Genomic DNA, 1,508 nt, shown 5'->3' on the forward strand with positions numbered 1-1,508 from the left:
GGCTGCGCCGGATCCGTGCACAGCCAGCGAGGTCGCCAAGACCGTGGCGATGGTGGCCACCCACACCGGCAACTACCTCGAGGCCAACCCGGAGGCGAACGAGGCGCTGACGACGATCTCCCAGGAGCAGGGCGGGCCGCAGTCGGTGGTTGCGCTCAAGGCCTACTTCGATGCCAACCCGAAGGTCGCCGGGGACATGCAACGACTGCAGCAGCCGCTGGTCTCGCTCTCGGGACGCTGCGACCTGCCGATCACCGTCCCCCAGGTGCTTGGCCTGATGCAGGCGACCCAGCAGCCCGGCGCCGCGCCATCGGGAAGCCTTCCGGCCGCGCAGAACGTGGGCGTGGACGGCGTGGCTTCGGTGCCGGGCCCGGCCACCCGCTGAGCTGAGTTTTCGGACTTTCTCACGATTGGTTAACCGCTAGGCAAGAAACCCGGCGTCGGTTCTGCTTAGCTTCCTAGGATGGTCCTGACCGGCGACCACCACTGGTCCCGGTCCACCTCTGATTAAGGAGCCTTCATGTTGTTCTCGGCCCCCACCGTCCGTCGTGCGGTCGCTGGCGCGCTGGGCGGCGGCGCGCTCGCCGGCGCAGTGGCGTTCGGTCTGCTCGGAGCCGCACCGGCGTCGGCGCAGCCCGTTCCCCCGAACTGCACCGCAGCGGACTTCTCGGGTACCGCCGCGGGCGTGTCGGCGGCATCGTCTGCCTACCTGTTCACCCATCCCGAGGTGAACGCGTTCTTCACCGATCTGCACGGTGACCCGCGCGAAGACATCCACGCCGAGGTCGAGGCGTACCTCGCTGCGAACCCGCAGGTGCACGCGGAGCTGACCGAGATCAGGCGGCCGCTGGTGGACCTGAAGAACCGTTGCGGCGTCATCACCTCGCCTGACGCTTACTGAAGCTGGTGCGCGACAGGGTGGTGACTACGCCCGCACGCGGGGGAGAGTTGTCCATCCAGGACGGGGCCGGTCGGACAGTGCTGATGGTCGACGACGATCCGGATGTACGGACCTCGGTCGCCAGGGGGCTGCGGCACTCCGGGTTCGACGTCCGGGTCGCGGCGAACGGTAAAGAGGCGCTTCGGCTGCTGTCCAGCGAATCGCACGACGCGCTGGTGCTCGACGTCCAGATGCCGGAACTCGACGGCGTCGCGGTGGTGACCGCACTGCGCGCGTTGGGCAACGACATCCCGATCTGCGTGCTGTCGGCCCGGGACACCGTCAACGACCGGATCGCCGGCCTCGAGGCCGGTGCCGACGACTACCTGACCAAGCCATTCGATCTGGGCGAGTTGGTGGCCCGGCTGCACGCGCTGCTGCGCCGGGCCCACCACTCCGACCCGACGTCGGACACGATGACGGTCGGATCGCTGACCATCGACACGGCACGCCGGCTGGTGTTCGTGGCCGGGGAGCGGGTGGAGCTCACCAAGCGAGAATTCGATCTGCTGGCGGCGCTGGCCGAGAACGCGGGTGTGGTGCTGAGTCGGCAACGCCTGCTGGAACT

The 1,508-nt window shown here is 68.6% G+C and carries 3 protein-coding genes; all 3 read left to right on the plus strand.

Features of this window, described 5'->3' with window-relative positions:
- The coding region (locus WA944_RS15325; RefSeq protein ID WP_526647090.1) for a hemophore at positions 1-385 on the plus strand (385 nt) is incomplete at its 5' end.
- 135 nt (positions 386-520) lie between these two features.
- Entirely contained in the window at positions 521-901 is a 381-nt protein-coding gene (locus tag WA944_RS15330; protein WP_163887681.1) for a heme-binding protein, read from the plus strand.
- Between the two features lie 83 nt (positions 902-984).
- The coding region (locus tag WA944_RS15335; protein ID WP_526647091.1) for a response regulator transcription factor at positions 985-1,508 on the plus strand (524 nt) is incomplete at its 3' end.

This window comes from Mycobacterium sp., assembly GCF_049683355.1.
In the GTDB taxonomy this organism is placed as follows: Bacteria; Actinomycetota; Actinomycetes; order Mycobacteriales; family Mycobacteriaceae; genus Mycobacterium.

Bases quoted from the DNA above. Each gene is read 5' to 3' on its own strand.
- WA944_RS15330 (WP_163887681.1), top strand. From the start codon at position 521: ATGTTGTTCTCGGCCCCCACCGTCCGTCGTGCGGTCGCTGGCGCGCTG.